Origin of the sequence: Microbulbifer jejuensis (genome assembly GCF_047289955.1) — a bacterium.
Lineage (GTDB): Bacteria > Pseudomonadota > Gammaproteobacteria > Pseudomonadales > Cellvibrionaceae > Microbulbifer.
The window spans coordinates 46,664-73,574 of record NZ_JBLBUB010000010.1 but is presented as its reverse complement, the minus strand read 5'-3'; the positions used below and the strand labels follow the sequence as shown (position 1 = coordinate 73,574).

The 26,911-nt window shown below is 55.3% G+C and carries 19 protein-coding genes; 10 read left to right on the top strand and 9 right to left on the bottom strand.

Translation table 11 applies throughout. The features are described 5' to 3' along the window. From ACL7TT_RS08335 to ACL7TT_RS08325, 3 genes are read left to right on the top strand one after another with little or no spacing between them, the layout of a single operon-like run. Nucleotides 1–1,191 (top strand): BatA domain-containing protein, encoded by a 1,191-nt coding sequence (locus ACL7TT_RS08335; protein ID WP_413394626.1) that lies wholly within the window; start codon nt 1–3, stop codon nt 1,189–1,191. Beyond that, on the top strand, nt 1,184–3,403 hold the full coding sequence (locus ACL7TT_RS08330) for a hypothetical protein (RefSeq protein WP_413394625.1): 2,220 nt from the start codon (nt 1,184–1,186) through the stop codon (nt 3,401–3,403). The genes ACL7TT_RS08335 and ACL7TT_RS08330 overlap by 8 nt, the downstream gene beginning before the upstream one ends. After that, nucleotides 3,400–5,091, top strand: coding sequence for a hypothetical protein (locus ACL7TT_RS08325; RefSeq protein ID WP_413394623.1), 1,692 nt, complete (start codon nt 3,400–3,402; stop codon nt 5,089–5,091). Before ACL7TT_RS08330 ends, ACL7TT_RS08325 begins: the two co-directional genes overlap by 4 nt. On the opposite strand, the gene ACL7TT_RS08320 is transcribed toward ACL7TT_RS08325, so the two are convergent. Together ACL7TT_RS08320 and ACL7TT_RS08315 are read right to left on the bottom strand one after the other, a co-directional pair. Then, nucleotides 5,080–5,631: a lipocalin family protein gene (locus ACL7TT_RS08320; RefSeq protein WP_413394621.1), complete on the bottom strand. Its 552-nt coding sequence runs from the start codon at nt 5,629–5,631 to the stop codon at nt 5,080–5,082. The genes ACL7TT_RS08325 and ACL7TT_RS08320 overlap by 12 nt on opposite strands. Before the next feature lie 137 nt (nt 5,632–5,768). Then, complete coding sequence (locus tag ACL7TT_RS08315; protein WP_413394619.1) at nt 5,769–6,545, bottom strand: ferredoxin--NADP reductase; 777 nt, start codon at nt 6,543–6,545, stop codon at nt 5,769–5,771. Between the two features lie 124 nt (nt 6,546–6,669). On the opposite strand from ACL7TT_RS08315, the gene ACL7TT_RS08310 reads away from it, so the two are divergent. Further along, the gene (locus tag ACL7TT_RS08310) at nt 6,670–7,551 is read left to right on the top strand and encodes a LysR family transcriptional regulator (protein WP_413394617.1); all 882 of its coding nucleotides are present in this window, start codon (nt 6,670–6,672) and stop codon (nt 7,549–7,551) included. 510 nt (nt 7,552–8,061) lie between these two features. On the opposite strand, the gene ACL7TT_RS08305 is transcribed toward ACL7TT_RS08310, so the two are convergent. After that, complete coding sequence (locus ACL7TT_RS08305) at nt 8,062–8,598, bottom strand: PadR family transcriptional regulator (protein ID WP_413394615.1); 537 nt, start codon at nt 8,596–8,598, stop codon at nt 8,062–8,064. Between the two features lie 357 nt (nt 8,599–8,955). On the opposite strand from ACL7TT_RS08305, the gene ACL7TT_RS08300 reads away from it, so the two are divergent. Beyond that, nucleotides 8,956–9,654 (top strand): aspartate/glutamate racemase family protein, encoded by a 699-nt coding sequence (locus ACL7TT_RS08300; RefSeq protein WP_413394614.1) that lies wholly within the window; start codon nt 8,956–8,958, stop codon nt 9,652–9,654. 164 nt (nt 9,655–9,818) lie between these two features. Further along, nucleotides 9,819–11,108, top strand: coding sequence for a S41 family peptidase (locus ACL7TT_RS08295; protein ID WP_413394612.1), 1,290 nt, complete (start codon nt 9,819–9,821; stop codon nt 11,106–11,108). A gap of 141 nt (nt 11,109–11,249) precedes the next feature. Here the strand turns inward: ACL7TT_RS08295 and ACL7TT_RS08290 are convergent, their stop codons facing one another. From ACL7TT_RS08290 to ACL7TT_RS08265, 6 genes are all read right to left on the bottom strand, one after another. Next, nucleotides 11,250–12,758, bottom strand: coding sequence for a surface lipoprotein assembly modifier (locus ACL7TT_RS08290; protein WP_413394610.1), 1,509 nt, complete (start codon nt 12,756–12,758; stop codon nt 11,250–11,252). A 120-nt stretch (nt 12,759–12,878) separates the two neighbouring features. Further along, nucleotides 12,879–13,610, bottom strand: a complete 732-nt coding sequence (locus ACL7TT_RS08285; protein WP_413394608.1) for a Slam-dependent surface lipoprotein — start codon at nt 13,608–13,610, stop codon at nt 12,879–12,881. A 412-nt stretch (nt 13,611–14,022) separates the two neighbouring features. Continuing rightward, nucleotides 14,023–17,031, bottom strand: coding sequence for a TonB-dependent receptor (locus ACL7TT_RS08280; protein WP_413394606.1), 3,009 nt, complete (start codon nt 17,029–17,031; stop codon nt 14,023–14,025). A 187-nt stretch (nt 17,032–17,218) separates the two neighbouring features. After that, nucleotides 17,219–18,157: a FecR domain-containing protein gene (locus ACL7TT_RS08275; protein WP_413394604.1), complete on the bottom strand. Its 939-nt coding sequence runs from the start codon at nt 18,155–18,157 to the stop codon at nt 17,219–17,221. Then, a complete protein-coding gene (locus ACL7TT_RS08270) occupies nt 18,154–18,672 on the bottom strand; it encodes a sigma-70 family RNA polymerase sigma factor (RefSeq protein WP_413394602.1) in 519 nt (172 codons plus the stop codon). The genes ACL7TT_RS08275 and ACL7TT_RS08270 overlap by 4 nt, the downstream gene beginning before the upstream one ends. A 674-nt stretch (nt 18,673–19,346) precedes the next feature. Beyond that, nucleotides 19,347–19,634 (bottom strand): hypothetical protein, encoded by a 288-nt coding sequence (locus tag ACL7TT_RS08265; RefSeq protein ID WP_413394600.1) that lies wholly within the window; start codon nt 19,632–19,634, stop codon nt 19,347–19,349. 308 nt (nt 19,635–19,942) lie between these two features. Between ACL7TT_RS08265 and ACL7TT_RS08260 the strand changes: the two genes are divergently transcribed. The 4 genes from ACL7TT_RS08260 to ppc all read left to right on the top strand — a co-directional run bounded on the left by ACL7TT_RS08260 (nt 19,943) and on the right by ppc (nt 26,751). Beyond that, nucleotides 19,943–20,206, top strand: coding sequence for a helix-turn-helix domain-containing protein (locus ACL7TT_RS08260; RefSeq protein WP_299941046.1), 264 nt, complete (start codon nt 19,943–19,945; stop codon nt 20,204–20,206). 1,656 nt (nt 20,207–21,862) lie between these two features. Continuing rightward, a complete protein-coding gene (locus ACL7TT_RS08255) occupies nt 21,863–23,236 on the top strand; it encodes a response regulator (protein ID WP_413394598.1) in 1,374 nt (457 codons plus the stop codon). Nucleotides 23,237–23,367: 131 nt separating this feature from the next. Next, a complete protein-coding gene (locus ACL7TT_RS08250) occupies nt 23,368–23,721 on the top strand; it encodes a DUF4870 family protein (protein ID WP_299941040.1) in 354 nt (117 codons plus the stop codon). Nucleotides 23,722–24,087: 366 nt separating this feature from the next. Continuing rightward, nucleotides 24,088–26,751 carry a phosphoenolpyruvate carboxylase gene (gene ppc, locus ACL7TT_RS08245; RefSeq protein ID WP_413394596.1) on the top strand — a complete coding sequence of 888 codons (2,664 nt, stop codon included), beginning with the start codon at nt 24,088–24,090 and terminating at the stop codon, nt 26,749–26,751. Nucleotides 26,752–26,911 lie beyond the last annotated feature (160 nt).

Below are 26,911 nucleotides of genomic sequence, written 5' to 3'. Positions count from 1 at the left end.
ATGCTGTGGATAAATGCCTTTTTCCAGTCCCCACAGTGGCTGTGGCTGTTTGCCACCCTGGCCATTCCCATTGCCATCCATCTACTGCGACGCAGTAATCCACAGCAGATCCCCTTTGCCGCGCTGCAGTGGGTACAAAGATATGCACAGAGTCGCGCACGCCGACCGGTTGTGGATAACAAATGGTTGCTGTTATTGCGCCTGTTGATTGTCACCCTGCTGGCACTTTTACTGGGCCAGCCATTGATCAAAAGGAATATTTATCCCCAAGAGGCGGTGGTACTGGTAGATCCCAGGATTGAGGCAATCGACGCGAATGCCTTTATCCACCGTTCTCTGCCGCAACTTGCCGAGGCCGATCACAAAGTACTGTGGTTATCCCCAGAAACAACTGCTGTAACCTCACCTCCACCGCAAAATATCGACCTGTGGAAAACCTTAACACTATTGTCCCGCCGTGCCGATTTGCGTCGGGCTTATATCCTGCTGATAAACAACGCATTCCCAGCATCCCATCGGGCACTTCGCACCAGTCCCCACTGGCAGTGGCACAGCCTCGATAAGCCCTCCACAATAAGGGGCCCGGTATTACCGAGGGTCGCAGTGATGGGCAAGGTGCCCAATTGGTGGGCACCGGTATTGGAAGACTGGCGTGGCGCCATGCCGGAGTTATTGGTACAAACTCTGGAACAGAAAGCGGCACCCAGTGCCCAAGAAACAGATTGGCTGGTTTACGCAGGCCCCGCGCCCCTGCCCCAGACGGTGATGGATTTTGTTGCCAACGGTGGCCTGTTGATCACCGACAAAAGTATTCAGCCCCCTGACCACCTGGACTTTGTCACTGTAGATCAAAGCTATCCCGTTCAGGCAGCTCCCATGGGACGGGGAAGCTGGCTTCGCTATGGAATCGACTGGCACAGCGCAGAATTTTATCAACGTGCGGAGCTGCCCGACTATTTATGGCCGCAGTGGTCGGCGCAGGACTGGCCACTGCAACACCGCAACCGCGGCCAGTGGTCGGGCATGAACCCTATAGGCATTCCTGTGGTAGACAGTGCGGTGGAAAACCACCGCGAAGAACAACTGCAACCCTGGCTGATAGCCGCCCTATTGATGCTGCTGACGCTTGAGCGACTGCTTGCCCTGTCCCGATCTCCAAGCAGGAGAGCCGGGGAGGCGCGCCATGGATAAGGGCCTGCAAACCATGAACGTTGTGCGCAGGCGCTGGCAACTGGCAGCCTTGCGGCCTTACCTCTGGCTCGGCACCGGGCTCAGCCTGCTGGCCGGCCTGGGAGTTTTCCTATTCGATTGGCCCCAGTGGCTGTTACCCGCCTGGCTTGGCATTGTTATGGCGGCGCTACTGTTGGATCGCAGCTGGCGCCCAACTCGGGCATATTTATGCTGTCAGTTGGATCGGCAATACCCCCCACTGCAGGACAGCAGTCAGTTACTTTGGCAGCGGGAATCCGACCTGAGCCCCGTGCAGCAACTGCAGCGCAATCGTATCCATAAAGAACTGCAGCAATTACTGCAAGTACCTAATAAAACACCGCCAGGTCCGCCCCGCTTGCGCAGTCCCCTGGCACACGCCTTGGGTGCCTGCCTGGGACTTTTGTTATTTATTCTTGGCGACACTATTTTTGCAACAAACAAAACCGGCATCGCTGAACAAAAGACCGCTATTTCCACAACGGAAAAGCTCTCCATCGTGCACGCGGAAACCCGCATACAGCCACCCGCCTACACCGGCCTCGCACCCTCCCGCCAAACCCTCCAAGTCGATGCGCCGGAGCAGGCCCAGGTGCAATGGCATATTGAATTCAATACGGCAGTAGATGGCCTGGAAATGCTGGCCGAAGCGGAGAACTTTGCCTTTATCCCGGAAGGAGAAGTGCCCAGCAAACAATGGCAGTTGCAGCGCACTGTGGATAAGGCGGATTTTTACCAGCTCTCTGTGCAGATCTCGAGCACTCGCAAGCTGTTGCCGGAAATTCACAATATCCAGGTACAAAAAGATAGCGCCCCGGAGTTTGCCTTCGAAGCACCGAGCCTGCGTGTAGACACGCTTTATGGCAGTACCAAAGGTATCCCCGTAAAAGTCATGTTGAATGACGATTACCAGGTACACTCGGCAGACCTGCTGATAACACTTGCCAGCGGCACCGGGGAAAATTTGCGCTTTCGCGAGGAGCGTATTGCGCTCACCAGCTTGCAGTCAACCCCCTCAACAACAAACCCCACAACAAACGGCAAAGAAGTTCACTACGAGTTCACCCTGCCCATCGATCAGTTTTCCATGGAGGCCGGCGACGAGCTCTACTGGTACCTGGAAGCCAGGGATAACCGTGAGCCCAGTGCCAATGTAGCCAAGAGCCAGCACTTTATCCTGCGTTGGCCGCAGGAAGAGATCTTTGGTCTCAGCGACAGTGCCGGTATGGCGATCAAGGTATTGCCGGAGTATTTCCGCAGCCAGCGCCAACTGATTATTGATACCGAAGCTCTGCTGGCCGAGCGGGAGCAGCTGCAACAGAAGGCGTTCCGCACGCGCTCCGAGGGCTTGGCCTATGAGCAAAACCTGCTGCGTATGCGTTACGGCCGCTTCCTCGGTGAGGAGGACTCGGAAGCGGAACACACCGAGCGTGGAGACGAACAGCACAGCGGTGAAGAGGAAGCCGGACACGGCGATGCTCACCATCATTCGGAACAGAGCGAATACGAATCGCACAACCGTGAAGCCGCCGCACCATTTTTACAAGATGACTCCCACTTCGAACAGGCAAAACGTATAGCCGCTTCCGCCGGCCACCTGCACGACAGCTCGGAGCATGCCACCCTGTTTGATCCACAGACCAAGGAGCTGCTGCGCAATGCGCTGAATGCCATGTGGAGCTCCTGGCGCGATCTCTCGGTAATCGAGCCCCAGGCCTCCCTGCCCCATCAACACCGGGCCCTGGGCTATATCAAGGAAGTGCAGCAGGCTTCGCGTATTTATTTACAGAGAGTCGGCTTCGAGGCGCCGCCGCTGGACGAAAGCCGCCGCCTCAGTGGAGAACGGGAAGCAGTGGTTCCGAAAACCGTCAGCAGTGAATTTGATCAGGCGCAAAGGGCGCAGGTGCTGGCGCTGATGGAACAGGTACGCACGGGTGCCGACCTCGACACCGATCTCCACAAACAGGTCAGTGAACTCGCCACAACCCAGGCGGCAGATCTCGGATTAGAACTTTCCAAACAACTGCGTCTTTACCAGCAGCAACCGAATTGTACCGACTGCCGGCAACCCCTCAACCGGCTGCTCTATCAGCTGCTACCCGCCCCCGAGGCCGCCCCTTCACTGCCTGTGCAGGCTGAGGAAAATAGCCATTTCAGCCGTTGGCAGCACCGACAAGGGGAGAGCCAACAGTGATTGAGTTTGTGATACCCGGCCTGTGCCTGCTGGCCTGCATCGTCTCAATGCTTCTGTTGCGACGTCGTCGCCACAGACCACTCGACTATGCTCTGCAACTGGCCATCTGGCTCAGTGCCTGGATGCTCTGGCAACCACCCGCAATAGTCACAGCCGGGCGCCATGCTGATCTCAACCGTGAGGATCTGGCTGGTGCGTTACCGGTCAATCTCACCGGGGTGGAAAATATCTCGCTGCACGGGTTGCCCCCTGGCCGCGACGCCCTGCGGGATCTGGCCCCGGTGCGCCTGGACCTTTCGAATGCCCAGATTTCCAACGCTGGCTGGAGATTCCACTGGCAGCGACAAATCACCCTGGGGGAAACGCTGCAATTACAGATTCACAGCAATCAACCACTGGCAGAGCGTTCGCGGCTTAACCTGTTAAATCCCTACGGCGATATCGAACAAAGCATTGAGCTGAAAGCCGGGGAGAAAGCGCAGGCACAACTCGGTGCCCTCCCTAAACTTACTGGCCCCCAGCTCTATCGGGTGCAGATTGAAAATGCTACGGGCGAAAGCCGTTTCGAACCACTGCCAATCATGGTGCTAGAGCCGCGCCAGCCGAAGGTATTACTGTGGCTCGCACGTCCCGCTTTCGAGTCGGCCGCCCTGTCCCGCTGGCTGCGCCAATCCGGTGTTGCGGCACAGGTAATGACCCAGTTAGCACCTGAAATTACAAGAAAGGAAACCCTTAACGGGCTGCAACTTACCGAGCCAAAAAATCTACTGGCAGAGACAAACCCATTCGATCTACTGGTCCTCGATAGCGCCTTGTGGCCACAACTTAGCTCGCAACAGAAACAGCAGCTTGACTCACTGGCCTCAAACAAATCGCTGTTGTGGTTGGTGAGCGGCGATGCCACTGAAGACTTTGTCCAATACAGTGCCACCCAATCCATGCCCCTGCAAAAAACAGGAAGTACGGAGTCTGATATACGCAACTCCACCGAGTTTAGCTACCAAGAAGCAAACAGCACTGCTACCCTCTCCCTACGCACGCACGGCTTTCAAGCGGCGCAACCGGCCTCCAGTGATTTCCTCATGGGCAACCGGGGAAATCCACTCTTCTGGGGACGCTCGAGAGGAACCCAGCACCTGGGATTTACCCTGTTTAGCGACAGCCACCGCTGGCTCACCAGTGGCTTTGCCACAGAGTTCGCCAGTTTGTGGAAATCCATTTTCGATTACCAGCTGAAACACCTGGGAACACAACAGCCGATAACGCTCTCCAGTGCATTGCCCCGTGCGCAGGAGCGTATCACCCTGTGCAGCTCACAATTTTCCGGCGCCAGCCCACAGCTGTTGGATTCTCGGAATAAATCCCAGCCCATAAGCGGCGGCCTTGCTGGCACCAACGCCCAGGGCCAATGCCACACTTTCTGGCCGAGAAATGCTGGCTGGCACCAGCTAAAAACCGAAAATGACGGGGGCCTGGTATTTGATTTTTATATCTTTGCCAAAGAGGACTGGCCCCTCTGGCAGCAATCCCTAAGCGATGGAGAAGCCCAACAGATGGCTACCGCACGCTTGGGGCCGATAGATAATACCCACTCAGCTAAGGTGCCTATCGAACGCCAGTGGCCGGCCCTGATTCTGCTGTTACTGGTGTGCATAAGCTGGTGGCGCGAGCGCGCCTTATTGCGCTGAGGGTTTGTTGCCCGCTTGGGCCTCCTGCCTGGGAAAGATCAGTTGCTCAACAGGGTAGCCCAAAGCCCTGGCCTTCTGCAGAAACTGCTCCAGCACATCCTGAGGCAGGATCGGGGTGCGGGACAATATCCACAGGTAGGACTTGTCATAGCCGGACACCATCGCGTATTTGTAGTCATCCGTCAGGGCAATCACGATGTAAGAGGAATAAAAGGGCCCGAGGAAAGAGACTTTCAGATGGCCGACATCCCTGGGCCCGACAAATTCAGCCCGCCCCCGCGCCAGTTGCCAGGCATCTCGCCCTTTCGAATAACCGATATTGACCACGGCGACAGAGCCATCGGGGTTGAGGCTGTAGTCAGCGGTTACCAGGGTCAGGCCCCGCTCAAAAGCGTGGTCCAGGCGGGCGATCTCATACCAGTGGCCCAGATAGCGCTGCAGCTGGAAATTCTGTACCGGCTCAACCCCTTCAGGTACCCGCGTACAGGCCCCAAGCCAGGGAAAGGAAAACAGCAACACAGCCAGCGAAAACCACTTCACCTTAACACTCCCGGCAATCTCTCTTCCCAACCCAAAGGGAAGGGGGATGTCTCACAAGGTCAGGATAGCTTCCACAATGGCTATTTCACCTATAAAAACCACTCTGAAGGTGGTTTTCCTATTGTTGGGTTCACAACTTATTTTTCCACGAAAGCGCGTTCGATTACATACTCGTGGGGCACACCCGCGCGGGTTTCCTTGAATCCCCGGTCATTGAGGATTTTGCTGAGATCTTTCAGCATTGCCGGACTGCCGCACAGCATAAAGCGGTCTTCCTCGACCTTGGGCTTGGGTACGTTCAGATCGGAGAACAACTTGCCGGACAGCATCAGATCCGTCAGGCGGCCGTTATTGCGGTAGGGCTCGCGGGTCACCGTCGGATAGTAGAGCAGCTGCTCGCGCACCATCTCACCAAAGTATTCGTGTTCGGGCAGCTCATTCTCGATCTGCTCCTGATAAGCCAGTTCGGAAACATAGCGTACGCCGTGTGTGAGGATCACCTGGTCAAAACGCTCATATACGGACGGGTCTTTGATAATGCTGAGGAAAGGGGCCAGGCCGGTGCCCGTGGCCAGCAGCCACAGGCGCTTGCCCGGTAGCAGATGATCCGCCACCAGGGTACCGGTGGGCTTTTGGCTCACATAGATCTCATCGCCCGGCTCAATCTTCTGCAACCTGGAAGTCAGGGGGCCATCCGGCACCTTGATGCTGAAGAATTCCAGCTCATCTTCGTAGTTGGCACTGGCAATAGAATAGGCGCGCAGCAGCGGGCGACCATTGTCCTTCTGCAAACCGATCATCGTGAAATGTCCATTTTCAAAGCGAAAACCCGAATCCCGGGTGGTCTTGAAGCTAAACAGTGTGTCGTTCCAGTGATGGACATCCAACACCTTCTCTATATTCAATTTGGACATAAATTTAGAACCAGTTATTCCACGATTATCTTGATAGTTGAATTTTAGCCCTGGAAGATCTATTGGCAAAGTGGGATATTTCGATATTCCTTATCTAATTTAGCGATTTACCGGAGATGCCCCTTTGCGCTATACGCTGCGCCAGCTGGAGGTGTTCCTCGCCTGCGCCCACCACGAGAATGTGAGCCGCGCAGCGGCGAGCCTGAGTATGTCGCAGTCTGCCGCCTCCACCGCTCTCAAGGACTTCGAGCAACAGTTTGCCCTGCGCCTGTTTGAGCGCACGGGCAAGCGCCTGCGCCTCAACGAGTTGGGCCGCCAACTCTGGCCCAGGGCCGAGCAGCTGCTGGAGCGGGCTCGGGAACTGGAGCAGACCCTCGCCAGCCATCGCGATCTGGGGCGCCTGAAAATAGGCGCCACTCTCACCATCGGCAACTACTTGGCCGCCAGTGTAATGGCACGCTATATGGAAGAGCAGCCGGGCACCCGGGTGGAACTGGAAGTCGCCAACACCTCGGTGATCACCGAGCGGGTGCTCGGCTTTGACCTGGACCTGGGACTGATCGAGGGGGAGCTCAACCACCCGGACCTGGAAATGATCCCCTGGCGCAGCGACGAACTGGTCGTGTTTTGTGCGCCCTCCCACTCCCTGGCCAAGCGCAAACACCTAACGGACAAGGATCTACTCACAGCCACCTGGATCACCCGGGAACCCGGCTCCGGCACCCGTCAGACTTTTGAACGGGCAATGGCGGGGTTACTTCCCAATCTTCATATTCTGTTGGAGTTGCAACACACAGAAGCCATCAAGCGGGCTGTGGAAACCGGCCTCGGCATCAGCTGCCTGTCCAGGGTTTCTTTGACGGATGCGTTTAAGCGTGGTTCCCTGGTGGAACTGCCCGTGCCCCAGCGGGACCTCGGCCGGGAGTTCTATTTTGCCCTGCACCGGCAGAAATATCGCAGCGCTGGCATTGAGCGCTGGCTGGAACTGTGCCGGCAGGTTTTGTAAGGTAAAGGGTAAAACCTACCTGCAACCGCCCAGCCTAAAATGACCCACAGCTGCCGGGGCACCCATGCCGACCGTATACCCATTACACAATTCCGGTCTCCGTTGATGGCAATCGGGGGGCAATACCCTCAAAATGACCACAATATTGATCCAGCAATACCCCGACTACCCAATGGGTATTCCGGTATATCGGGGCGAACCCAGCCGATTGCATTTCGGGGTCAATTGCCGGCTAAACCGGCATCGCCCCCATGCTTTCCGGCCGGCTGGACGCACAGGGGATTGGCCCAATGTCTTGACAAACTAGTAAGGTAGGAGGGAAGAATACGCCTCTGCCAGGATCGTATAGGGCATGGATGCCAATAAACATCAAACTGCATTGCCAATCACTTTTCCAGCATCAACATGGTTTTTTTCATCAATTACCTGATGAACCTTTTAGGCAGACAAACCAGCATCAGAGCATAACAAGCAATCCGGGTTTAAATTGCTATGAGAGAACTGCTGACATTATTTCGTTTCTGCTTCTTGACGCAGGTTTTCCAGCCAGGTGATCCAGGTCTTTTCTGCCTCAATCCCCAACAGCAGGGTCTTGTGGGCGAGCCAGTAGCGCTTTTGCAGGGCAGTATCACTGTTTAGCACCCTTTCATTTTGCTCCCGGTAATTTTTCAGCACCTCCCTGTGCAGCTGCAGCTGGGCGTCCAGCGCACTGTGTAAATCGTCGCGATCCAGATGGTGGCCGGCAAACATCCGCACCAGGAAAGGTTCGCGAATTTTTTGCGGTGCGGTTGGTTGGGTGACCCAATGACGCAACTCGGCGCGCCCCTTACCGGTAAGACTGTAGACTTTTTTATCCGGCTTTCCCTCCTGAGACTGTTCAACACAGTCCAGCAAGCCTTCCTGGTGCAGCTTGTGCAGCTCCCGGTACATCTGCTGGTGACTGGCACTCCAGAAATGCGACACTCTGCGCTCGAAGCGGCACTTCAGGTCGTAACCACTACCGGGCTCAATGTCCAAAAGCGTGAGAACGGCATAGCGCAGAGACATAGGCACCCCGATTTTTGTTATGCAGAGCACTGCATCATAGAAGCTCCGCAGCCCACTGACCAAACGCTGCCAAAAGGCTAAGCTAAACCTTTATATCAAGGAATACAATTTTTTAGGACATGTATCTTAAAAAGCTCAGAAGCCCGATAGTGTAAGCTGGATTTCATATGAAAAATAGATATAATCTCCTGCGGGCCCGACATCTACGCGCTTCTTAGTTGCCTGCCCCTGCACCAACGCCATCCATTTACGGGCATCGCAGCTGCACCGCACCTCCTAGGGAATCTATCCGGCCGGGTATGCCACCTGAACAAATACCCCATCGCGCGCGCAATATTTTGACAAAGGAAAACTGCCGTGTTGACCTACAACGCTATTGAACAGAATTCGCCAACGGTTGGTGTGATCGCAGGGACTCCCACAGACACTCGCTTCGGGTTGGACTTCCTCACAGTACGCCAGCTGCGCGGGATCGGCCTGTCCCTATCATCCTCGCCTCAGGCACAGACCCAGTTGCAGGCCCTCGACCGCCGCACCCTTACCGAGCAGCTGATCGCCGCCATTGAGCAACTGTGTCAGGCCGGGGCCCAGGCCGCTATGATCTACTGCAACTCCCTCTCTGGCGCCGTGGACCTGGCGGCGGTAAAGGCCGCCGCCCCGATCGAAGTGGTCTCTCCCCTGGAGGTGTATACAGAGCTGACCGAGCGCTACCGAAATTTCGGGTTGCTGGCCGCCAACTGCCAGAGTTGTGCCAATATCGAGAGGGAAATTCTCGAGCGTAATAAAACTGCCAAGGTCATAGGCATTGGCAATCTGCAGATTGTTGAGGATATCGAGGACAACCTCGCCCCGGAGGTGATCATAAAACAGCACGCCCTCGACGACTTGGTGGCAGCTCTGGTAAAAAGCGGTGTACAGATCCTGATCCTGGGCTGTACGCACTTTGATTACTTTTATAGAGAGCTGCTTGCGCACTGTGACGGTATCCGCCTGTTTCTGCCCTCGGAGCGCATGTTGCAGCTGTTGCAAGCACATCTGCCCACCAAGTCGGCTTAATCGTGCTGCCTTCCTTTACCCGCATGACATAATAGAAACCAACAATCTGAAAAGAATCCCTCCGTCCCAGGGCACTCCGCAGGCAAGCGTTTGGAACACCAACATTTAAAGGTATAAACATGAAGTTGAATGGATTTTGGCTTAGTCACCACTATGGAAAGGCCATGCTGATTGAAAATCATACCGTACAGCATATTGACTACACAGAAAATTATTACCTGATCATCCAGTGCCAATCTTTCTCTTTGACCTCCTTTTTAAAAAACGGGTGGTTAGTTTCTGCAGACGGCTTGCATCTAAGAAGAGTGTATTCTGAGCACAGTATCACTTATCGATATGAGCCGTACGAAAAAGGTTGCTTCACTACATTTATCGAAACCCGAAAGAGGCTTTTAAAACGTGGTGATATCGGGTATATCTTTAATTCAAATCTGGAATTCGACTTTTTCTGTGAGACATTTACCAATTACTATTGCGCCTTTTCCCTGCGTGAAATTGATTGGAAAAGCGTCTGCGAAACTGTATATCCAAAATTATCAAAAGTCGTATCCGAGCAGGATTTTTTTCAGGTGCTCTCCCAAACAATTGCTCCTTTACAGGATGCTCATGTAGTACTGGAATTGGAGGGGGAAGAAGATATTGAATATGTAAATGCTGAAACCATTTGGGATCGATATAGAATCTTGGCTATCGATCAGGGCATTCAAGAGGCAGATGAGCAGTGGACTTTTGTATTTGATCAAGTGGACAGATTGACTACCATCAAAAAACAGTATGCTCATATCGACTACCCATTATTACAACTGGCAAATGGGAAGATTCACTGCTTTAGAATCTCACCAGAAATCGGCGTATTGATTATTGATGAAATGGAAGATTTTACTCAATCTGATTTTATTGATGAAGATACCCAGCTAACAGCTGACTTGAACGCGATAGTCAAAGTGTTCCCAGAAGTGTATAAGGCCCTGTCAGACTGCTCCCATATTGCCATTGATCTTCGCCATAATACTGGAGGGTTTGACCAGATTAGCCAGCTATTAATGACACATTTTATAGCATCTGAAGCCTCGCTTTACAAAAAGCAGGTAGGAAATGAGATTGAAATATACTCGCTGAAACCGGCTGAAAATAATCTCTTGCTACCTGAACGCATTAGCGTATTAACCAGTGCATCCACTTTAAGTGCGGGTGAGCTATTGGCAATGATGTTGCGGCAATTGCCACAGGCAACACTGATTGGTGAACCTTCCCAGGGCATATTATCCGACATTCTTGAAAAACAATTACCTTGTGGCATTAAATTCGGGGTCTCCAATGAGCGTTATTTAACCATGGAGGGGGAATGGTTTGAAAGAAACGGAATCCCGGTTTCTCTTACTGTCCCTTATGGATGTGATAAGCAGTTGTTAGAACAGCAAGACTGGGGCATGGAGATTCTGTTGTCTCTCTGATTTATGGCAAGTACTATCGTCATACCCTTTCGAGGCTGTCGATGCAATCCCAACCAAAGGATCTTGTAACCGGCACCAGATAGCGCCAAGCTTACTACTTTGAGTAACCGGAACAATCCCTATTCTCTGGCCAACGAGGCTTTAAAAGCGCTTTTCCAACACTATATCGACCGAAGTCTTTTCATAGCTGTAGAGCCAGTCCACATTGCTTTTAACCCGACTATATTGCAGGCTGATAGCGGGCGCCAGGCCGTAAAAATGGACTCCTGGCACCCGGATCAACAAGTTGTAATTCTGTTCCCGATCCATTCTCCTGGTACCAAAGGACTTGCTGAAGGCACCATATTTACGCTCACGAAAGGCGCAAAACAATGTTGTCTCAACTCCCCACTGCAGTGTTTGCGATGCACCAAAACGCAGGCCCCGGGAAACATGGGCATTCACCGGCTCGTCAGTGTGTTTGGAGATGTAATCGAGTCCCGCAAACAGCAACCACCGGTCAAAAGGCTGATGCCAGGCGGTGGCATAGATGGAAGCGCGCCCGCCCGACTCAAAAGCATAAACGTCTTTCTCGTATTCCTCCTCCCTGAAAGATGTCTCCAGTTTCAAGGCGTTCTTGCTGGACAAGTGGTGCGTCCATTGCAGATTGCCGCCCCAGGCGGAGTAAAGGGTATTGTCGCCAAGTGTCCGATACTCGTACAGGGGGGCCGCCAGGTACTGATTTCTTGCGCTGCGGTAGCTGTAGCCCGATTTTATCGCAACGGTACTCTCATTGAACGCCTGGTGCCCAGTATACTTTTTCCCGTACAGCAGGGTATTGAGCTGCAGGCCGTGATGGCTGTCGAAAGAAAGGTGCCTATCGAATGCAGCATCATAACTCAAGCCATTGGTAGAAATCGCCTCAGGTGCCCGACGCTCGATCAGGCAGCGGTTATCGGGTGCGCGCAGAAAACAACGATAGCTTTTTGAGGACTGATTCAGATTATCGATATAGCTGGGGCCAATCGCCATTGATCCGCGCCAGGAATTCCGGTCTTCGAGCCCCCGGATAAAAAGAGCAACCTTGTTGCGCACCCCTTGTGCCATCGCCTCAGCCTCTGGGATGGTTTTTTCTATCCTGCGAAACAGGCGAATGGCATCGCCATTCTTATGGTTCTCAAACAAAACCCGGGCCAACTCCAGTTGGCCCGGCAGAAATTCAGGCTGCAATGACAGCAGTGCGCGATATTCGCTCTCCGCCTGGGTGAAGTCCCCCTGTCTGCGGGCCAGAGCGCCACGGGCATAATACACCAGCATCCGGTCGTGATCGGGCAGCGCAAGATAGCGCTGCAGAAAGTGATCGACAGCATTCCACTGCTGGTGTTGCAGCGACCGGTATAAGGCGTAACCGAGTTCCTGCACCGTATTCCCCACCGGCTCAACCCCTCCCTCAACACCCTCTCGCGCCTGGAACTCTTTCTCTTCCCCAGACATCTTCAGCAGGGAGGCTTCCCGCCTCTGCTCGGTGAGTGCATTTCTTTCCCGCAGCCTTAATTCAGTATCTTCATCGGCATTGGCAGGTGGCAAGCCCAAAAAAAGCCATAAAAGTGTGACTGCCCACTGCGGGCGATATCCTTGATAAAAGCCCACTACCTGTCCCAAAAACGCCATAACTAACTTATTCCGATAACACAAAGGCGGGGCTTACCAAGTAAGCCACCGCCAAAAGTCGTACATTTTTATTTGTCTATGGGAAAAATAAACCAGGATCTTTCCGCGGCCGTATTCCGTCTAGTCTTTGGTGCCACCGAAGGCGGTGTCCAGTCCACGGGCGACACCGGGGAACTGGGCGATGCCGGCCAGGGCTGCGGCATCAGCGCCAAAAAAATGGCCTGTGGCCGTGCCGTTGGCAAGCACAGTGGTTGCCGTACCGCTGAACTCGGCCGTGGTGAGGTCGATATTGGTATCGATATCAATTACCAACGCACCGTGAGACAGTGCGCCGTTCAGTGTCTGGGCGCCAAAATCGGCAGTGAAAGTGCCGCTGAGCTGGTTATTTTGGGTGCTAGTGTAATGGTTGACCCCTTTGACAGAATAGGTGGCAGTGCCACTGGTGGGTACCGTAGTCCCCTGATCGTCACCGATGTAATAAACTGCGCGCTTACCATCATTGGTGCCGCCACCGGTGATATCCTCAGCCCATTCCCCAAACCAGACATCTCCAGCACCCACTTGGGCAAAATTGAAAGCGCCCAGGCCGCCGTGGCCGGAGGCCAGGGTATAAATGCCGTTGCTCTGGCTACTGGACAGGGCGAGCCCCTGAAAATCCACTTTGGACTGCGTGGAACCGAAGGCCGCAACGCCAATACCCGCCTTGCCGGCTGTGTGGGGGCCGCCGTTAATCACGGACTCGCCCACTTCGATATCCACATTGTAACTTTGCGTGCCATCAAAGCCGGCGTGGCTGATACCACTGAGCAATAGGGTACCGGCAGTGCATGCCGCCAGGGTGAACTTTTTCATTGTGAATCTCCTCATTAAAATAACACGTTGTTGGTTGCCGAAAGGCCTGCATTGATACCAGCCATCAAACGGGCCTTCCCTGACCGCTTTGATCGCCGCCCGGAAATACCGCGACAGCTGTGCGAAGTCGCCAGTATTTCGAGACATTGGCCGACCTGTAGCCGGCTGCTACACTTTCCTGTACCGCATTGACTCGACAAGCCCTTCGGCTGTTGCGTTTGGGTTTCACCATTGAACCGATCATTTCTGACCGGCGGGTTTGCGCTCCTTAAATTGCCAGCACAATCGCGCAGGGTTGCACCGGCGCTTGGCCAGTTGCGGCCTGTCCCTGAGCCGCCCGTTCAGCCAAGCCATTTTGATTCGGGTCCGGGAATATGGGGCCCGGTTGCTGCCTCCTTATTGTTCGCCAGAATTAAAAATTTACGCCCATTACCAGCTTCAGGGTCCGTCCCGGAGCGGGCACGCTTGAGCGCACCAGAGGATCGATGTAGTAGATATCTGTCAGATTGGTGCCCACCAGTTCAAAGTTCAGATTGCCCTTTGCGCGGTAGCTTAGATAGGCATCGAAGGTGGTTGCTGAGGCGCGCTCCAGTGTTTCTTCGCGCTCGCTGCCCGACAGATAAACCATACGGACACCCGTTTCCAGGCGGTTGTTGAAAAAGCGCCCGCCCAGATTCCAGTTGGCGGACAACTTGGGCACAACCTGATCTACCAAGTATCCGCCGGAGAAGCCGCCGTACTGGCAATCCTCCAGAGCGCCGTTTGGGTCCTGCTGTATGGCCAGACTCTCATCGCAAACGGTATTTTCCAGGTTGTAGGCCAGACTGAGATCGGTAAAGAAGCGCCCGTTGTCATAGCGCCCACTGAACTCCAGCCCCCGCAGGGTCTGTTGCTCAATATTGTAAAACTGCAGGGCTGAGGTCCCGCTCCGCTCGATAATGTCTTCGGTGCGGTGATGGTAATAGCTGAGTTTTAAGTCAGAATTTCCGAAATTGTGTATATAGGCCAATTCGTAATTGTAGGCGTGCTCCGGCTTTAAATCAGTATAGGGGTTGAACGTGCTGGAAAACCCCAATGTGCTTTCAAACAGGCTCGGGTAGCGCAGCACCTCTGTATAACGCACATAGGCACGGCTGTTGTCGGAGATAAACACCGTGGCGGCGAGCGCGGGCACCCAGCCGCGACCACGGTGTTTTTCCGCCACAATGGGCACGTCATAACTTTCGAACTGGTTGCCGATACGGCAGGTGCCGGCGATCAGAGTTGCTGCTAGTTGACCATTGGTACAGGGATTTCCCGCCCGGCTGTATTTTCCCTGGCCGTCGTGCAGCCATATTGTCCGTCTTTTCTCAGCATAGGTTGTCTCCCTGGCCTGTTCGCGCATGGCCTTTTTCTGTTCTTCAGTAAGCGGTTTGAGGTCGGGGAATATAATTACCCAGAGTGGATCATTTGCTATCCGTTCTTCAACAATCGCAATGTTTTCCTGAATCTCTTCCTCGGTGTATTGCTCCAGCGTATCGTAGTTGAGGTACTTGCCCTTATTGGCTCTAGACATGGTGGAAATGCGCTCATCACCCGCCTTGATACGGCTGTCGAGGAAATCGTCGAAGGCCCAGTAGTCCACGTAGCGCATAGCGGCGTTTAGGCGCAGATGCTCCGTTGCCAGCCAATCCAGTTTTAGACTGAAATTGATCTCCTCCCGTCGCCCGGCCCGTGGCCACTGTCGCCAGCCATCCACAATGCCGTTGTATTGGTCATCGGAGCGCAACTTTTGGTACTGATAGGTACCTGACAAATTAAAGGCCAGGGAATCGGTAAGTGTCATCGCATTATTGATATCAACCCCTACGCGGTGCTCTGCGGCATTTGAGGCTGCCGTATTGCGCAGAATCGGGCTGGCGTCCGGCAGCGGTGACTCCACCGGATTGGCAAAATTGGGGAATCCGCCGGCGCTATTGGTGTCGCTGACCGTATCGGTGGCCCACAGGCGGGACTGCACATTGATCCACTTGCTGCCTGGTTGCCACTGGTAGTTCAGGTGATAGGCCCGTGCATCCACCTGGCTGAGGGGCCATTGCGCCATGGTATTGTCAACCAGGCTGCCGGCACGGCTGGACATGATCTCCCCATACCGGGCATCCGTATGGCGAATACCCAGCTCCAGGCTCTGCCCCCCGGTAAATTGGGCTTTGCCCTTGAGCAGTACCGACGCCATCTCGCTGGAAGTGTTGGGCACTTCGTGACCGGGGCGCTGCCGGTGTGCCAGTGTGCGGGGATTGATGCGCGTTTCGGAAAACTCCGGGCCATCGGGCTCGGAATAAAAATCTGCGCGGCGGCTGCCAGAGTAGTAGTTGCCTTCGTTGCGATAGGCATAGGCACCGAGCAATTCATAGCCCGCCCCACGGGTTGCCAGCGCCAGGCGGTAGGCATAGTCCTCTCCGGAAAAGAGGTTCTCATTTTTACTGTCATCCATCTTTTTCCAGAGAGAGGGATCGCCGTAGGGAAAGTTCGGGGTATCCTGGGGAAAACCGTCAACATCCCGGTAGTCCCGACCGGTAAGCAGGATGGGTGTTCGGGGGGCAACGGCATTATCACTGGCTTCCACTTTGAATGTGCCCCCGAAGGTGTCGCCGGACTCGAGCACGTCGCTGGCGGAAAGTGTATTGACGGCAATACCCCCACCGACCGATGTGTGCACATCGGCCCTGATGGCGGGGCCCTTGATAACCTGCACGCTGGCAATCAGGTTGGGATCGATATAGTTGCGGTTGGAAATACCCCGGTAGCCCCGCCAGACGGTCAGCGCCTGTTCGGTGCCGTCGATGGAAAGCGGCACCCGGCCCGGCCCCTGGATACTGCGAATGCTGGGGTCCAAACCACCACCATTGCGCGCGTCACCGCTGTAAATATTGAGCATACCTTTGAAAATATCCGCCGAATCCTTGCCCTTGTAGCGCTCGATTTCCTCGCGACCGCTGAAGGCAGTGGACAGGTCATCATCGTATACGGCGTCATAGCCAGCCCGATCCCCATCGCTACCCCGTTCGCCACTGCCGACCACTTCAATCACAGGGATCTGCATCACCCCTTGGCCTGCTGCCACAGCCAAACGGTAGGCGCCATCAGGCTGCCGTTCGGCGTGAAGGCCGGTATTTGCCAACAAGCGGGAAAAGCCCTGCTCCACCGTGTAGTGGCCCTCCAGACCCTGGCTGCGCATATCCCGGGAAAGTGCCGCATTGAGGTGCAGGCGAACTCCGGCGGCCAGGGCAAACCGATTAAGCACCTGATCCAGCCCACCAGCCGGAATATCAAATTGTTGGGCGCGCGCTGTGCCGGCCTGTGACTGCGGCGTTGCCACCGACAACAGCAAAGCCAGACCTATCAGGCAGACTGCAACCAGCGGCCTGATTTTGGATCGCAAAGGAAAAACCACCCTATCCCCCTTCTGTTTCTGATGGTGTCGGTGGGTATACCGAGCCAACACTCAAAAACCTCAATAAAAATAATAATTATTTTTATTTATTTTTATAGATTTCAGCAACCAGCGAGGGAGCCGGGCAGTCGACCCTGTAAATAAGGGAAACTTTTTGGTATTGAATTGTGGTGAATCAGGATGGGGTTAACGACACCCAATAAGGGGTCAGATAGCGCACTTTAAGCGGCAGCACCTGGCTGAGATTGTGTAATGCCTGGTCAGTATTCTCCAAAGAAAAAACGCCCGTGACCACAAGGCCCTGTAACTGCGGGTGAACTCTCATGATACCGTTGCGATACCTTGACAGCTCGCGGGCAAACTGGGGCAATGGCATTCGCGTGGCAACCAGTCGCCGGCGGGTCCAGGCGTGATCACCGTTTTGCGATGGCACTGCAAATACCGCATTCGCGGAAAAAACAGCGCTGTGACCGGCGTCGATCTCCCGCACACCGGCCGCTTGTGCGAGGCGCAGTGCCACGCGCCCCTTGTAGACGCGCACCTGTGTCTGTTTGTTCAACTGACGCACCGAAAACCGCGTGCCCAGCGGACTGATATGGCCCTCGCGGCTAGCCACCAAAAAGGGACGGGAACCCGTAGCGGTAGTGATCATCACCTCCCCCTTGCCGAGGTACAGCTGCCGCCGATGGTAATCGATACGGGCGTATACCCGGGTATTGGTATTGAGGATGAGTTCGGTGCCATCGGACAGGATAACCGGTTTGATCTGGCCGGTTTCAGTAAAGTACGTTTGCGTGACACTGGGGTGTTGAGTGGCATTTCTGCTGCCAAATAAGGTGGTGACACCCAGGGAAAGCCCGGCCCATAGCAGCATCCGGCGATTGCGCTGCGCGGTGGGCATCAGGACTGCCCGCCCGGCCTCCGGGTCGGGCAATTGCTTGAATTTCTCCTGCAATTGCTGCAACTGCAGCCAGGCCTTTTTATTGTCCTGGTGTTGCTCCAGCCAGTGCTGAAAAGCCCTGCGCTCGCTTTCTGCTACTTCATCGGCCCACAGCCGTGCCATCCAATCGGATGCCTGGCGAATGGTCTCGGTAGAGAGCCCTTTCGATTTCAATGCCGCTCTCCCAAGGCCGCCAGCATGCAACCCTGCAGCGCCCGCGCAACATATTTTTCAACCGAGGATACGGAAACCTGCAGGCGCCCGGCAATATCGCGATAGCTCAGCCCCTCCAGCTGACGCAAGAGCAGCGCCAGACGGACTTTTTCCGGCAGTCTTTGCAGCAATAAACTCACCTCCACCAGGGCTTCTATCGTCTGTACCTGGCTTTCAGGTGAGGGAAACAGCTCCTCCGGCTGTTGTCGGAGATACTCCAGATAAGTGCTTTCTATACGGCGTCTGCGATATCGGTCGACAACCAGCCCCTTGGCGATGTGCGCCAGGTACCTGCGCGAGTCGCCACTATCGGGCAGTACGCCACTGGCAAGAATCCGAAGATAGGTGTCGTGTACCAGGTCAGCGGTGCTATGGGGACAGCCCAGGCGTCGCTGGACAAACAGTGTTAACCAACGCCGGTGCTCCCGGTAAAGCGCGCGGATTTGCCCCGATTTTGCCGAACCCGTTACCTCCATTGACGCTGCCTCCTTTGCCGTCCTGTTAATCGAGCACCGGGCAACCGGCTTAAAAATTAATGATAATCATTATCATATATTGATTGATCGGGCGCAATACACCTCTGTCGAAAGTCCCTACACAGGCTACGCAAAAAAGCCCGCTTCCACCCTTGTGCATCAGCCGACAGGCGGGGATGGGGAAATAGCTATGCCGGAGTGAGGTTTCTAAACCCGAGCACCACCCCAGGATGTGCACAGAGCGGTTCCGGGCAACAGGCACTGTTCCGGGCTGCAGCGCGCCACAAACCCAAAATGCCAGCCACAGGGGACGTGCGACTTTTCTGAAATAGGTACCCTGTTCCCTATTGTTCAAACGGTCCGATCTGTACCGGGTGGATTGCATCCATGAGTATCCTGCTCCAGGGAGAGATCGGGGCCAACACAATTGAGGGGAGTTTATCGACGTGATATACCGCCGAGGCAGTTTTGCTATCCACATGAATGGACATATCAATCGGCAGGCGCTCTAACAGGCGTGATCCATATTATTGGGCCATCCATTTTGCGACAGATTCAATTCGACAAAATTCGGCCGTACAGTGATCGGGCAAAGAGGGGCCTGTAGCGGACAGGAAAAGCCGCACACCGTGCAAGTAAAACTGTATTTTTTGGAAGGCTATCGCAGAAGGCCTTTAATCCTTCTGGTGTACTGCGCCCATTTCCAGTGCCTCGATCAAGTGCCGGTAGTCCTGCCGTAGATGGCGGACATAAAGCCGCCACTCAATATCCAGGTGCTCCCACGCCTCAACCACATCGCACCCCTGGGGCAGGAACTCTACACGCGCCAACACAAACGCAGCGGCTATCTGCTCGTTGGTGAGCGGACCCGTGACCCCGGCATTGAGCAGGTCCTGGGCGACCAGTAAAATTTTGTCCAGCGGGTATGGCAATTGCTCAATTTGTCGAGCAATGGATTGCATAGTATGCCTCCTTGGCGCCCCTGCTGTCCCGGACAGGGTCATTCAGGGCTTATCCATGCGCAAACCGGTTTGTGCTGCTCCGTCACCGGCCTCTCAAGCCTGGGCCGCCGGCCCCCCTTGTTGTGTTATCCGTCTCTTTTACGGCTGGCCCCGGTTACAGTGCCCACCGCAGCCACAGGGGGAACCGTGGCAAGGTCCCGAGACTCACTGCGCTTATTGAGCCCTTTCACAGCGCTTGACTGTCGGCGCTATCACACTGTTCGTCTCGAAATTCGCGACACTCTACCATTGTCTCTACTATCGAGACAATGAAAGCCTCTGTCTACTCACCCGCTTACGACCAACTCCGTAGCTGGCTAAAAAACCAGCGGGAACAACGGGGTCTCTCTCTGCGCGCTACGGCAAAAATCGTAGGCCGGCACCATTCGGTGCTGGGAAAAATGGAGCAGGATCGCAAAATCGACCTGGTGGAGTTTGTCGAATACTGCGTGGCACTGGGAGCAGATCCGCACGAAGGGTTGACAATTCTGACCAACTGTCTGAAACGCGAGAAAAGGAAGGAAAGACAATGAATTTAACAGGCACAAACCACCATCACGGCGAGGCAATGGCACAAACAACACTCAAAGCGCATACCCGCCTTGTGATGCGGCCATGGTGAATAGTCCCCTGTCCAACCCACACCCCCTAAAAATCCGGACATCAACTCCTGCACCAGCAGGCCGGGAAATAACCAATAGACATTGCCGATTGCAACTTTCCAGGGACCCTGCACAAGTCGGCAGCCCTCCCCGGAAGCTCCACAAACTTGTGCAGACGCCTGGCACCGGGTTCGAAATCTTATTTTTCTTACCCTCGTTTTACGACTGTCAGACACTCTGATCTGTAAAAAATACAGAGCACCGCCCTCACAGAACTTGCTCATCCCGCTTCTCTTTTCTGGCAAATTATTCTGGCAGTAACAACCTGTGCAAGTACCGCCAGATCTACCACAAAGAATTGAAATTTTGCAGTGCACAATTCGGCTATAAGGAACTCCGAATCGGGAACACCATGGGGAATGCCAAACGGATGATTCTATTGACGCCCAAGCCCATAGAAAGCTGCGGGCAGGGCGCAGTATCAAAGATCCATTTCGCGGTAACTGTCGCTCAAGCCTGGGTCCCACCTGCAATCTGAATTGACACTTTTGTGACACATCCAGAAAGAAACAGGATTTTTGAATGTATCTACGTTAACGTGGCAAATAGTGGTTTTATGAAAGAATTTGCGCCCTTAAACAACCGGGCGCATTCCACTGACAAATTTTTGTGATACTGAATCCCCTACGGGTACGCTATCAAAGCCTAACTGGATGGCATCACTTGGCTTTCCCGAGCCAATTCTCTACTGAAAATACATGAACAACCCGACGATAAAAACAGCGATAAATCCCTTCAACCGCCGTTTTTTCAAATGAATGCCACCCATTGAAAGCACGGGGAGGCCGAAGTGACAAATGCTTTTTTCGAACTTGCTGTACAGTCCGTACAAGGCTGAAACTTTCCTACCAAAAATGGTCTTATCTGCCTATCGTGCTTTTGCATAAAGGGTGGCGATTCGCTCTACCAAAGAGTCTTTCAGCAGGGTGCCATTGCACGAGTGCACGCTCATGAGGGGCAACGGGACGCTGACTCAAAGTAGTTTTATCTGCCAACATTCCATGGATAGCGCCCAGTCTCGCAAAACCTAGCGCGATCAGGACCTATGCATGTTAGTAAGGCAGAGGGAAGAAGCCCCCTCTGCCAGGATCGTATAAGGCAGGGATGCCGATGGCGAGCGTACAGGGAGAGGAGGTTGCTTTCCTTCCGACCCGGCAGTAATTGCCTGAAAATTAAAAGACTTCGCAATCCATCAATGCTCTTCGGGGTTTCTTCTTGTGCCATCCCTGAAACAGCGACAGAACCGATGGCGTGAACTGGAATGAAGACGATACATATCCCTGCCCGGCCAACAACGCAAGGGGCAGACATCGGGATACAATATTCAGCGGATTACAGAGTCCGTTTGTGCAGAGTCATGTGCTTTTATTGCCACTGCACTTATTGGTACAAAAAATTTTCTTGTGCTCTGCACAATATTACAGTATCAAGCAGTCTGGTATTTTTGGAGTGTTGTTCAAACTATTTCGAGAAAAATAGCTTGCGGGCTGCAGGATTTAGTCCGCCCTGACAAAAGTGATTACAAGGATGCAAAAAACTGTTTCTCACCGGGGGTCCTTCTCCCGGTGTTTTTTACTGCCCACTTCGCGGGTTCACTTAGTACGCTACGGCCTGGTATTGATCTCAGGCAGCGCACAGGCCTATGAACTGCCCTCCCTCGATCAGCGGGTGCCCATTCTGTGGCTTGCCGCACTGGCAGCGACCCTTTTACTGGTTTGTGTTATTACAATCTCCAGGATGTTAAGACTGCGCAGAATAAGGCGAGAAAACCGGGAACACGTCGCCACGCTCAACGCACAAAACCGTCAACTTTCGCAGCTGGTCCGCAGCCGCAAAAGCGAATCTACCACCCTGAAAAGACATCTGGCAGAAACGCGCGAAGACCTGGAGTTACTGCACCAGGAAAAATCCGACCTACTCACCATTGCCCGCCACCATTTACAGCACCCGCTGGACACCTTACAGGGCACCCTGAACCTGTTGGCAAGCAGTGAAGACCAGAATACCAAAGCCCTGGTGGAAGTCGGCAGACGACAATTGAGCACTGCACTAAAATCCCTGGATGACTTGCGCAAGCTGGGCAAGGTTGAAACAGTAGAACTCGAGCTGCCCAGGGAAATCCCCGGCAGCACCGACACACGTCTGTCCGTGCTGTTGTTGGAAAACAGCCGGCACGAATCCCTGCAGGCCGCGTTGGTGGCCATGGGCCACTGTGTACAACGGGAGTGCAATGGCCTCGACGGCAGTAACGCCGTTCGGCAGAAAAAATTTGACCTGATCCTCATTGATATCCATCTGCCAGTGGTGGACGGGGTGGAGGCCGTGAAGGAAATTCGTCGCGAGTGCGGCACGACATTGCCTATTTTTGCCCTCTTGCAAAGTGTCAACTCCGGTGATAAAGAGCACTACCAGGCCCGTGGCTTTACCGATGTACTGACCCACCCGGTCCCCCACAGCCAGCTGGAACAATTGACCAAATTGGCTCATCAATGCCATCAATCCTCGGGAGTAAGGCCGGCACCACGGCCAGCGCGGCTGCTCAACACCAATATCCTGTTCCGTCACCGGGACACCCTGAATCCTGCCACTGTTAGCGAACTGCTCAGTGATCGCACAGCCGCCCTGCCCAAACGTATCACATCCCTGACCAGTGCACTGACCGGGCGCCGCTGGCCCGATGCGGAAAAGCAGGCGCAGGATTTGGCTCAAGCAGCCGCCGAGGTGGGTCTGGAAAATGTAGCCGCGCGCCTGCGCGGCCTTGCCGCCAAGCTGTCTATCGACAGCGAGCGCGAGCACTGCCGTCAGCAGCGCACCGAGTTGTTGCAGCTTATGCGCGAGTCCGTGCGCCAGCTGAAGGCTTGGCGAGAGCGCAATATACGCACCGAGCAGGCACTGAAATAGTCCACTCTCCAAGTTGCTGTCGGGCAGAGCGACATCCGGCCATCGCGCAAAAATGCCACTCCAGCGCAGCTAGGTTGAAAAGTTCCTCGCAAGCCGCACTATATTTTCTGAACCTCAAAGAGAACAATGTCATGTCCGAGCAGTACCCAACACGATCCCAGGAGGCCCGTGAGCAGAGCGGTCGCGATCTGGCCATCATGGTTTATCTGATCCAGGCCATCAGCCTGTTTACTGCCGTACCAATATTTATCGGCGTATTGATCAACTACTTTAAACGCAGCGATGTGCGCGGTACTCTGGCGGAGTCCCACTTCCGTTGGCAGATTCGCACCTTTTGGTTCTGGTTGCTGTGGACCATTGTCGGTGTTTGCACCCTGTGGGTTTTGGGTCTGGGCTATGTGATCCTCGCCATTAACTGGATCTGGGTAGTCTACCGCGTGATCCGCGGCTGGCTGGTATTGGTGGATCGCCGACCGGCCTATTAATCCAAGCCCTGCATGTATTGATTGGCCCGGCCGCCGAATAGGCTGCAGGGCCGTTGTGCTCCTATGAATACAGTTGCAAGACGCCCTTGCCGCTGCTCCATTGTCGATCCTGAAACCGGCAGAAACCAGGTACTACCGGTACCGGTGAAAAATACAAAGCCAATACCGCCTATTGGCTATAGCCCATAACCTCCCTATCCTGCTCCCGAATCATTTTTGTCACCACTGTCTGCAAACCGAAACCCTTGAAACACAGAATCCGGGGGTTACAAACAGTAGCGGTTCCCGCTCGATTGCCCGTACCGACGTATTAAGACCAAAGTATGCGAAGATATTCGCCGCATTTCGTCAGGGAGAAACAGACTTGTGAACCAGGATCAAAATAGCCCACTGCGGGAGGACGTCCGCCTCCTCGGCGAAGAACTCGGTCGGGTGCTGCGGGAGCAGGCGGGCGAGGCGCTGTTTGAGACCGTGGAAGCGGTTCGACAGGCGGCGGTAGAAAGCCGCCGCACAGGGGAAATGCAGGTTGACCGTTTGCGCCAACTGCTGGACACCCTTGACGATGAAACCCTGCTGGAAGTTGCCCGTGCCTTCAGTCAGTTCCTGAACCTGGCCAATATCGCCGAGCAGCGCCAGCGCGAGCGCCTGCACCGGCAGCACCAGCGCTTCTCCGGCGACCCGGATTCCGACCAGAGCCTGCGCCAGGTGCTCGCAGAACTGAAAAACACCGGCATAACCCAAAGGGAGATTCACACCACACTACAGGAGCTCTCGGTCGAGTTGGTCCTCACTGCCCACCCCACAGAGGTCACTCGCCGCACCCTGATACGCAAGTATGATCGCGTTGCGGACCTGCTCGCTGCCCTGGACCGGCCGGACCTCACCCAAACAGAAATACAGGAACTCCGCCGCCACCTGCACGAACAGATTCTCTCCGCCTGGAACACGGATGAAATTCGTCGCGCAAGACCCACACCGGTGGACGAGGCCAAGTGGGGCTTTGCCACTATCGAACAATCCCTTTGGCAAGCAGTTCCACAGGCTATGCGTACCATTGATGAGGAGTTGGCCCTGGCGGGACTGGCGTTCATGCCAGTGGACTGGGTGCCCATCAGCCTGGCTTCGTGGATGGGTGGGGATCGCGACGGCAATCCCAACGTCACCGCGGCCGTGACCCGTGAAGTGTTACTACTGGCCCGCTGGATGGCCGCAGACCTGTACCTGCGGGACGTGGAAAACCTGCTCGCCGACCTGTCGATGCACAAAGCCAGCACAGAGTTGCTGGCCCACACCGGTCCCAGCCACGAACCCTATCGCCTGGTGCTGCGCCGGGTGCGCAACCGCCTGCGCACCACCCGGGCACAGGTGGAGGCCCGCCTCAAACGCCGCCCACAACCGGCGGGGGAGGGCTTCGACAACAGCCGGCAGCTGTTTGAGGCGCTGAGCCTGATCGACCGCTCCCTGCGCTCGGTGGGTCTCTCCGCCATCGCCGACGGGCAGCTTAGGGACACCCTGCGCCGTCTCAACTGCTTCGGCATCACCCTATTGCGCCTGGACATCCGCCAGGAATCCACCCGCCACACTGATGCACTGGATGCGCTCACCCGCTATCTGGGCCTAGGCAACTACGCCAACTGGGAGGAGGACCGCAAGGTGCAGTTCCTGCTCTGCGAACTGGACAACCGCCGACCGCTGGTGGACGAGGCCTTCTATCACACGGATTTCTGTGACGAAGGTGTGCGTGAAGTGCTGGATACTTGCAAGGTGATAGCCGAGCAGGGGCCGGAAGGGCTCGGTGCCTATGTGATTTCCATGGCGAAAATGCCCTCGGACGTTCTGGCGGTGATGCTGTTGCAGAAGATCGCCAATGTGCATCGGCCGATGCGCGTTGTGCCGTTGTTTGAAACCCTCGACGACCTCAACAACGCCGCCGCCACCATGGCCACCCTGCTCAATATTGCGCAGTACAAGCAGCGCGTGCTCAAGGGCCAGGAAGTGATGATCGGCTACTCCGATTCCGCCAAGGATGCCGGTTTCCTGGGCGCGGCCTGGGCGCAGTTCCGCGCCCAGGAAGCCCTCAGCGGTATTTTCCGCAACCACGGCATCCCCCTGACGTTGTTCCACGGCCGCGGCGGTTCCATTTCCCGCGGCGGCTCCCCCACCCGCACAGCGCTGCTATCCCAGCCGCCGGGTTCAGTGGCCGGGCGCATCCGCGTCACCGAACAGGGCGAGATGATCCGCTTTAAATACGGCCGTCCGTCCGTGGCGGCCTACAACCTGGAACAATATGTCGCCGCCACCCTGGAAGCCACCCTGATGCCGCCGGCGGAACCGCGTCCGGAATGGCGCGGGCAAATGGATCGCCTGACGGAGGTTTCCGTGCGCAGCTACCGCGAGGTGGTGCGCGACGATCCCGCACTGGTGGCCTATCTGCGCACAGTCACTCCGGAAACCGAGCTCAGCCGCCTGGCACTGGGCAGCCGACCGGCGCGGCGCAAACCGGACGGCGGTGTGGAGACCCTGCGCGCTATTCCCTGGGTCTTCGCCTGGACCCAAATACGTCTGATGCTGCCGGCCTGGCTGGGTACCGGTACGGCCCTGGAAAACGCGCTGAAGCACGCCGACGAAATTGAACTGCTGCGCACTATGAACCGGCAATGGCCCTTCTTTCAGGGCGTGGTGGATATGCTGGAGATGGTACTGGCCAAATCCGACATCCGCGTCGCCTGCTGGTACGAAGAGCGGCTTACGCAGGAAGCAGCGCTGGTCCGCCTCGGGGGAAAACTGCGCCAGCGCCTGTCCCGTACCGTGCGCGCTCTGCAGCAGCTCACCGGCCGCGAGAGTCTGCTGGACAACAACCCGGTGATGCGCTGGTCGATTCGCGTGCGCGACCCCTATACAGATCCGCTGCACCTGCTGCAGGCGGAATTGATGGCGCGCCTGCGCGATCGCGAAAGCGACCCGGTACTGGAGAGCGCACTGATGGTCACCATCGCCGGCATCGCGGCGGGAATGCGCAATACGGGATAATAACAATTGAAGCTGGCGGCAATGCACCCTGTCGAGACCACAGCGCACAGCCCGTTGCCCGCACCAAGCGCAGAAAACCATCGGCCTCGCAGCCTTATGGATTCGTTCAACGTCTATCGCTGCTGTATAATCCCCGATCAACTACACGGGCAGACCCTGT